Origin of the sequence: Zavarzinia sp., from assembly GCF_049306435.1 — a bacterium.
GTDB lineage: Bacteria > Pseudomonadota > Alphaproteobacteria > Zavarziniales > Zavarziniaceae > Zavarzinia.
On record NZ_JBAQRT010000195.1, the window covers coordinates 1 to 5116 of the forward strand.

A 5116-nucleotide genomic window follows, 5' to 3' on the forward strand; every position below is an offset into this window, starting at 1 on the left:
GGGCTGCGGCGCGGGCCGGGCGGGGCACCATGTCCAACGCCAGCGGCCGGTTCGAGCGCGAGGCGCGCGTGGCGCTGGACGATGGCTGGGGCAATCTGGACGAGCCGGCGCCCCGCATCGTGACCACGGTGCAGGCGGACAAGGCGCGCAGTGTCATTTCCCGCAACGACAGCCCGGATATTTCCTTCGACCGCTCGATCAACCCCTATCGGGGCTGCGAGCACGGCTGCACCTATTGCTATGCAAGGCCGACCCATGCCTATCTCGGCCTGTCGCCCGGGCTCGATTTCGAATCCCGCCTGTTCGTGAAGCCCGATGCCGCGCGCCTGCTGGAGGCGGAACTGGGCGTGAAATCCTATGTCTGCCAGCCCATCGCCCTTGGCACCAATACCGATCCCTATCAGCCGCTGGAGCGGAAGATGCAGGTCACGCGCCGCATCCTCGAGGTGCTGGAGCGCTGGAATCATCCGCTGACCGTGGTCACCAAATCCGCCCTCGTGGTGCGGGACATCGACATTCTCGCCCGCATGGCGGCACGCAATCAGGCCAAGGTGGCGATTTCGGTCACCACCCTCGACCGCCGCCTGGCCCGGCGGATGGAGCCCCGGGCGGCGACGCCGGAGCGGCGGCTGGAGGCGATCCGCGCCCTGTCGTCCGCCGGCATCCCGACCGGCATCATGACCGCGCCGATCGTCCCGGGCCTGACCGACCACGAGACCGAGGCGATCCTCGAAGCCGGGCGGGCCGCCGGCGCCTCCATCGCCGGCTATGTCTTGCTGCGCCTGCCGATGGAGATCAGCGAACTGTTCCAGGAATGGCTGGCCGCCGCCGTGCCCGAGCGGGCCGGGCGGGTGCTGGCGCTGATCCGCGACATTCGCGGCGGCCAGCTGAACAGCGCCGAATTCGGCCTGCGCCAGCGGGGACAGGGGCCTTACGCCGAGCTGATCGCCCGGCGTTTCCGCCTCGCCTGCACGCGGCTGGGGCTTGAGACGGCGCGCCGCCCGCTCGACACCACGCGCTTCCGCCGCCCGCTCGACAGCGGCGACCAGATGGCCCTGTTCGGCGACTGAGGCGCGGCAAGGATTCACAAGACCCGGTCTTCGTGCCATGGTCCCGCGCCATGAAAGCGAAGACACCACGCCTGCCGCCCCCCGACCTGTCCCGCGAAGCCGCCCTCGGCGGCCTGGTCTGCGGCATCGACGAGGCCGGGCGCGGCCCCTGGGCCGGGCCTGTCTCGGCCGCCGCCGTGATCTGGCCGGCGGGCGCCGCGCTGCCCGCCGGCATCACGGATTCCAAGAAACTCTCCGCCATAGCGCGCGAGCGCCTGTATGGCGAGATCCTGGCCACCGCCCATGTCGGCATCGGCGAAGCCGGCGTCGAGGAAATCGACCGGCTGAACATCCTGAAGGCGACCCTGCTGGCCATGCGCCGCGCGGTCGAGGCCCTGCCCGTCGCGCCCGCCCACGCCCTCGTCGATGGCAACCGGGCGCCCGCCCTGCCCTGCCCGGTCACCACCCTGGTCAAGGGCGATGCCCTGTCGCTGTCGATCGGCGCGGCCTCGATCATCGCCAAGGTGCATCGCGACCGCATCATGACCGAGGCCGATTTGCGCTTTCCGGGCTATGGTTTCGCCCGCCACATGGGCTATGGCACGCCCGAACATAGCGCCGCACTACAACGGCTTGGGCCGACAAGTTTCCACCGCACATCATTTAGTCCCATCAAAGCATTGATTCAAAACGACTATTGACGTGATTCCCCGGCCGAATCAGGATGCGCTGATTCGGTTGTCTCTGGGGGTCGTCATGACGAAAGAAATCAAGCAGGACTTGCCGCTCGATCAGATTCTGATCGGCGACTGCATCGAGATGATGCGGGGTCTGCCTGACAAGTCGGTCGACCTCGTCTTCGCCGATCCGCCCTATAACCTGATGCTGGACAAGGGCACCCGCGCCGGCCAGCTGCGCCGGCCCGACCAGTCGGTGGTCGATGGCGTCGACGACGACTGGGACCGTTTCGGCGACGGCGTCAGCATCGCCGACTCTTATGCCGAATACGACCGCTTCACCCGCGCCTGGCTCTTCGAGGCGCGGCGGGTGCTGAAGGACACCGGGGCGATCTGGGTCATCGGCTCCTATCACAACATCTTCCGGGTCGGCACCGCCTTGCAGGACCTCGGCTTCTGGATGCTGAACGATGTCGTCTGGCGGAAAGCGAACCCGATGCCGAATTTCCGCGGCCGGCGCTTCACCAATGCCCATGAGACGCTGATCTGGGCCGCCCGCAACGAGGCGCAGAAGACCTATACCTTCAATTACGACGCCCTGAAGAGCATGAACGACGATCTTCAGATGCGCTCCGACTGGCTGCTGCCGATCTGCGGCGGCAACGAGCGGCTGAAGGGCGACGACGGCGCCAAGGCCCATCCGACCCAGAAGCCGGAAGCCCTGCTCTACCGCGTCATCGTCGGCTGCAGCCATCCGGGCGACGTCATCCTCGACCCGTTCTTCGGCACCGGCACCACGGGCGCCGTCGCCAAGCGCCTCGGCCGGCATTTCATCGGGCTGGAGCGCGACACCGCCTATGCCGCGGTGGCGCAGGCCCGCATCGACGCGGTCGAGACCGGCGGCGAGGCGCCCCTGTCGGTGACCAAATCGAAACGGGAAGAGCCGCGCATTCCCTTCGGCCAGGTGGTGGAGCGCGGCTTGATCCGCCCCGGCACCCAGCTGTTCGACCAGCGCCGGCGCTGGGTCGCCCGGGTGCGCGCCGACGGCAGCCTGGTGGTCAACGACGCGACGGGCTCGATCCACCGGGTCGGCGCCCATGTCCAGGGCGCCCCGGCCTGCAACGGCTGGACCTTCTGGCACTTCGAGCATCAGGGCAATCTGGTGCCCATCGATTTCTGGCGCAGCCGCATCCGCGCCGAACTCGGCTCGGCCCATTGACCTAGGCGACCTGCGGCGCGGGCGCGCTGCGGCATTTTGGATGCTTTCCGGAAACGGCAAGCCGTCGTCTCATCCCGTGAGGATCAATCTTCACGGGACACCCCATGCGCGTCGAGGCCGTCGCCCCGGAACCTGCGCTTGCCGAACTGCTGCCCGGCGCGGCCTATGCCGACGCCTATCGGGCGGTCTCGGAATTGCGCAGTCTCGACGCGCCCTCGGCCGCGCGACGCATCATGGGCCGCTCGCCCCGCTGGGTGCGGGCCCTGATGCGTCTGCGCAACGCGCTGGTCGCGCCCTTCGGCCTGAAGCCCGGCCATGAGGGCGACCCGGACCATGTCGGCATCTTCCCGGTATTGAGCCAGTCGCCCGGCTGCGTCATCCTCGGCCTCGACGACCGCCATCTCGATTTCCGCGTCGCGGTCGAAGTCGTGCCAGCCCCCGGCCAGCGCCGCCGCATCACGGTGACGACGCTGGTGCGGCCGCACAACCTGTGGGGCCGCATCTACCTGAAGCTGATCCTGCCGTTCCACCGGCTCATCGTCGCCGCGATGATCGCCCAGGCTGAAAAGCAGTAGCCACTTCTCATTATCATATTGCGTGACAGGCGATGCTCTTTTACCGTGTGTATAACGGTAGGGGGAAACGGAAATGCGCGCAATTTTTGGCCTTCTGGTCGCAGGCATGACCCTTTCGGGTTGTGCCGAGCTGAATTCGATCCAGTATCAGTTCGATAATTGGTCCGGGGCTTCCAATGTCTCGACCATCGACGCGAAACAACGGGTGGTCCTCACCAACACGGCGGCGCGGCGCGACGACAAGAGCCATGCCTTCCAGGTCTGCGTCGAGCAGAGCCCGGACACCTTCTCGGTCTTCGCCTCCTCGGGCAGCCTGTCGGTCGAAACCAAGGAGGCGCTGGCGAAAGCCGCCGTCGCCGTCGCCGAATCCGGGGCGTCGCTCGCCTTCCGCACCCAGTTGACCCAGGCGCAATCGAACCTGCTTTATTCGATCTGCGCCCTGTCGGCGGCCGGCGCGCTCAGCGATCGCGCGGTGCGAAGCGAGATCCGCCGGTTCCAGAACACGCTGCTGGCGGCGCTGGCGATCGAACAGGTCACCTCCCCCTATCGCGGACCGATCACCACCACCCTGACGGGTGACGCCGCCGCCGAGGCCGGCCGCAATGTCGAGGAAGCGCAGGCCAAACTGGACGCGGCCACGAAGCAGCGGGATGCCGCGAAAACCGCCGTTGCCGACAAGGAAGCCGCGCTCGCAAAGCCGGGCGCGGATGTTCCCACGGCCACAAAGGCGGTCGAGGATGCGAAAAAAGCCCTCGCCGAGGCCGAAGCCAAAGTAGCTCTCGCGGAAGAAATCCTGAAAGCCTCGCGCAACAGCCTCTCCGCCGTCGCCAAGGGCCAGAGCGGCGGTACCACCAACATCATGACGGGTAATGGCAGCGGTGTGAGTTCGGATGTGGCGAACGCCGTCTCAGATATCGTCGATTCCGCCCTTAATCGCGGGGTGATCCTCGACAATTGCTCGGAGATACTGTTCGAGGCGCCGGAAGCTCGGGATGTGAACAATGCCTACATCCTGCCTTATGACAGCAGGGTGGTCGAGTTGTGCCGGGAGGCCGTCAGGACCTATATGACCGCTTACGCCGAGCGGGAAGCGGCCTATGCGGAGTGTATTCGAAAGGACGGCGTCTGTTCCGCGGGGGGTGCCCCCCCGACCCCAGCAGCCGGCCGGCGAGTCGCTTCGCCCCCTCCGCCGGCTCCGCTCGCGGAGCCGGGTCCCCAAAAGTAACGATGTCGCGGATCGCCGCCGATCATCGCGAGCCAAAGTCGGCGACCAAGCTCCCTCTCCGCCCTTCAGGGGGGAGAGGGACTGTCTTGCTGGTCAAGCGGTTTTTGCGCGCCATGGTTGATCATCCCTGATGATGGCATTGAGGATGGTGATGAGTTTCCGGGCTGTTGCGATGATGGCGACGAGCTTTGGCTTGCCTGCGGCGACGAGCCTGTCCCTGAAGGCCCTGAGGTCGGGGTTGTGCCGGGCGGCGACCATGGCGCCCATGAAGAGGGCGGCGCGGACGCCGGCCCTGCCGCCGCCGATGAAGCTCTTGCCGCGCCACTGGCCGGATTGCCGGGTCCAGGGGGCGAGGCCGGTCAGGGCGGCGA

General features: G+C 67.2%; 6 protein-coding genes. 5 read left to right on the forward strand and 1 reads right to left on the reverse strand.

All coding sequences use genetic code 11. The features are described 5' to 3' along the window. Window positions 1-29 precede the first annotated feature (29 nt). The 5 genes from WAZ62_RS10975 (at window position 30) to WAZ62_RS10995 (ending at window position 4745) form a co-directional block, all read left to right on the forward strand. Window positions 30-1070: a PA0069 family radical SAM protein gene (locus WAZ62_RS10975; RefSeq protein ID WP_422643572.1), complete on the forward strand. Its 1041-nt coding sequence runs from the start codon at window positions 30-32 to the stop codon at window positions 1068-1070. Window positions 1071-1120: 50 nt separating this feature from the next. Next, entirely contained in the window at window positions 1121-1750 is a 630-nt protein-coding gene (locus WAZ62_RS10980; RefSeq protein WP_422643567.1) for a ribonuclease HII, read from the forward strand. 55 nt (window positions 1751-1805) lie between these two features. After that, window positions 1806-2945 carry a site-specific DNA-methyltransferase gene (locus WAZ62_RS10985; protein WP_422643568.1) on the forward strand — a complete coding sequence of 380 codons (1140 nt, stop codon included), beginning with the start codon at window positions 1806-1808 and terminating at the stop codon, window positions 2943-2945. A 104-nt stretch (window positions 2946-3049) separates the two neighbouring features. Continuing rightward, window positions 3050-3520 (forward strand): DUF2867 domain-containing protein, encoded by a 471-nt coding sequence (locus WAZ62_RS10990; RefSeq protein WP_422643569.1) that lies wholly within the window; start codon window positions 3050-3052, stop codon window positions 3518-3520. 73 nt (window positions 3521-3593) lie between these two features. After that, on the forward strand, window positions 3594-4745 hold the full coding sequence (locus WAZ62_RS10995; protein ID WP_422643570.1) for a hypothetical protein: 1152 nt from the start codon (window positions 3594-3596) through the stop codon (window positions 4743-4745). 93 nt (window positions 4746-4838) lie between these two features. Here WAZ62_RS10995 and WAZ62_RS11000 read toward each other — a convergent pair. Next, the coding region (locus tag WAZ62_RS11000; protein ID WP_422643571.1) for a transposase at window positions 4839-5116 on the reverse strand (278 nt) is incomplete at its 5' end.

Coding starts and splice junctions, on each gene's coding strand:
- WAZ62_RS10990 (WP_422643569.1), top strand. CDS start 3,050: ATGCGCGTCGAGGCCGTCGCCCCGGAACCTGCGCTTGCCGAACTGCTG.
- WAZ62_RS10975 (WP_422643572.1), top strand. CDS start 30: ATGTCCAACGCCAGCGGCCGGTTCGAGCGCGAGGCGCGCGTGGCGCTG.
- WAZ62_RS10985 (WP_422643568.1), top strand. CDS start 1,806: ATGACGAAAGAAATCAAGCAGGACTTGCCGCTCGATCAGATTCTGATC.
- WAZ62_RS10980 (WP_422643567.1), top strand. CDS start 1,121: ATGAAAGCGAAGACACCACGCCTGCCGCCCCCCGACCTGTCCCGCGAA.
- WAZ62_RS10995 (WP_422643570.1), top strand. CDS start 3,594: ATGCGCGCAATTTTTGGCCTTCTGGTCGCAGGCATGACCCTTTCGGGT.